A 2,377-nucleotide genomic window follows, 5' to 3' on the forward strand; every position below is an offset into this window, starting at 1 on the left:
GGCGAGACTGGGCGAGGGGCAGCTTTACCTCTCGCGCAGCGCTTCCTGCGACTTCATCATCGGCCGCAGCAGATAGCTCAGCACCGAGCGCTCGCCGGTCTTGATCTCCACCTGCGACGTCATGCCCGGGATGACGGGCAGCTTCTCGCCCTTGTACTTGAGGTTGTTGCGCTCGGACGTGACGATGACGCGGTAATGGCCCTCGCCGCTCTTGTCGCCCTCGGTGACGGCGTCGGGGCTCATGTAGGTGACCTTGCCTTCCAGGCCGCCATAGGTGTTGAAGTCATAGCCGGCCAGCTTGACCTCGGCCGTCTGGCCCAGGCGGATGAAGCCGATGTCCTTGGGCTTGATGCGCGCCTCCACCAGCACCTTGGGACCGATGGGCGAGATTTCCAGGATGGGTGCGCCGCTGGCAATGACGCCACCGACGGTGCCGGACTTGATGCTTTTGACGACCCCATGCACGGGCGACTTCAGCACCGTGCGCGTCAGCGCGTCCTGGCGCACCACCATCTGCTCGTCCATCTGGGCCATTTCGCTTTGCACGCGCACCAGTTCCTGGCTGGCTTCCTGGCGGTAGCGCGACAGGCGCTCGGTGCGCTGCTGCTGGATCTCGTTGACCTGGCGGTTCAGCCGCATGACCTCCACGTCGCTCATCAGGCCGCTGCGGGACATGTCCTGGGCGAGCTTGAGCTCCTTGGAGATCAGCCCGAGGCTGCGGTTGATGGCGCCGACCGCCTCGTCCAACAGGCGCTTGCGGGCGTCGAAGGATTCGGCCTCGCCCTGGGCATAGCGGGCCTTGGGGTCGATGCCGGCGGGCCAGTGGATGCTGACGCGGCCATTGGCCTCGGCATCCAGGCGCGCCGCCGCGGCTTTCAGGGCCAGCAGCTTGGCCTGGCCCTCGTTCTGCTGGGCTTCGACACGGGTCGGGTCGAGGAAGGCCAGGTCTTCGCCGGCCTGCACTTCCTGGCCTTCGCGCACCTTGAGTTCGCGCAGGATGCCGGCGTCCAGGCTGGCGATGACCTGCTCGCGCCCATCCGGCACGATGCGGCCGTCGCTGCGGGTGATCTCGTCCACCTTGGCCAGGGCCGACCAGGTGATGGCCACCGTGACGACGGCGCACAGCAGGTACAGGGCCCAGGTCGCGCGCGGCAGGGGCTCGTCGATCTGGGCGGCATGAAGGGCACTGACGAACAGGCCTTCTTCCTTGCTCAGGGCTTTGGCGCTCATACGCTATGTCCGCTCGGCCGCCCGAAGGGCATTGCCACCCCCTCGGGGGGCAGTGAGTGAAACGAACGTGGGGGCTTCATACGCTCGCGCTGCGCTGCACGGGTTGTGCAGACGGATGCATGTGCACGCCCTCGCCACCCTGGGCGGGCGCGGCCGGGCGCACGCCGGACAGCGCCGCCAGCACCTGGTCGCGCGGGCCGTCCATGACGACACGGCCGCCATCGACGACGGCGATGCGCTGCACCAGCTCCAGCACGGCCGGGCGGTGGGTCACGACGACGAGCGTGGCCGTGCCGGCTGCGTCACGCAGCTGGCGCAGGAAAGCCATCTCGCTTTGCGCGTCCATCGAGCTGGTGGGCTCGTCCATCAACAGGATCTGCGGCTTGGTGACCAGGGCCCGGGCCAGGGCCACGAGCTGGCGCTGGCCGCCGGACAGCAGCTGGCCCATTTCGCCGACCGGCAGGTCCCAGCCCATCGGATGGCCGGAGACGACGCGGTCCAGGCCGGTCAGCTTGGCCACCTCGACGAGGCGGCCCGCGTCCAGGTGGGCGCGGCCCATCAGCACGTTGTCGCGCAATGTGCCGACGAACAGGCGCGGCTCCTGGCTGACGAAGCCGACGCGGGCCCGGTACTCTGCCGGGTCGACCTGGCGCAAATCGATGCCATCGACCTCGACCATGCCTTCGGTCGGCTGGTAGAGGCCGCCGAGCATGCGCAGGATGGTGGACTTGCCGCTGCCGATGCGGCCGAGGATGGCGACGCGCTCGCCGGCCTCCAGGCGCATGGTGACGTTGCGCAGCACCTTGGGCGCCGCCGACTCGCTGGCCGCCTGCTGCTGGCCGTGCTGCGGTTGGGGCGGGTAGCTGAAGCCGACGTCGTGCAGGCCGACCTTGCCGGTGACCTGGGACAGCGGCACGTAGTTGCGGCTGCTGTCGCGCTCGACCGGCGCATTCATCATCTGGTTGAGCGCCATCATGGCGGCGCGAGCACCCTGGTAGCGCGTGGSCAGGCTGACGAGGCTGCCCAGCGGCGCGATGGCGCGGCTGGCGAACATCACCGAGCCGATCAGCGCGCCGGCCGAGATGACGCCGTCATGGATCAGGTAAACGCCCCAGATGAGGATGATGAGGTTGACCGCCTGCTGCAG

2 protein-coding genes are annotated in these 2,377 nt (G+C 68.7%); both read right to left on the reverse strand.

From position 1 onward, the window contains the following. Positions 1 to 24: 24 nt before the first annotated feature. Positions 25 to 1,230, reverse strand: coding sequence for an HlyD family type I secretion periplasmic adaptor subunit (locus AC1DU6_RS27700; RefSeq protein ID WP_457391087.1), 1,206 nt, complete (start codon positions 1,228 to 1,230; stop codon positions 25 to 27). A 76-nt stretch (positions 1,231 to 1,306) separates the two neighbouring features. Beyond that, positions 1,307 to 2,377, reverse strand: a 1,071-nt coding sequence (locus AC1DU6_RS27705) for an ATP-binding cassette domain-containing protein (RefSeq protein ID WP_477861049.1), incomplete at its 5' end; no start/stop codon positions are given.

It is taken from the genome of Roseateles sp. P5_B10 (genome assembly GCF_056400485.1).